Origin of the sequence: Klebsiella sp. 1SOBk10mer (assembly GCF_046602535.1) — a bacterium.
Taxonomy (GTDB): Bacteria; Pseudomonadota; Gammaproteobacteria; order Enterobacterales; family Enterobacteriaceae; genus Klebsiella; species Klebsiella quasipneumoniae.
In genome coordinates, this window is the sequence record NZ_JBKIUP010000081.1 from 1 (window position 1) to 223 (window position 223).

1 rRNA gene is annotated in these 223 nt (G+C 53.8%); it reads right to left on the reverse strand.

The annotated features are described in order from the left end of the window. Positions 1 to 223: ribosomal RNA gene (locus ACLH1I_RS26725) — 16S ribosomal RNA — on the reverse strand; the annotation flags it as partial.

The window sequence follows — 223 nt, forward strand, 5'->3', positions numbered from 1 at the left end:
TATATGCCATTGTAGCACGTGTGTAGCCCTGGTCGTAAGGGCCATGATGACTTGACGTCATCCCCACCTTCCTCCAGTTTATCACTGGCAGTCTCCTTTGAGTTCCCGGCCTAACCGCTGGCAACAAAGGATAAGGGTTGCGCTCGTTGCGGGACTTAACCCAACATTTCACAACACGAGCTGACGACAGCCATGCAGCACCTGTCTCACAGTTCCCGAAGGC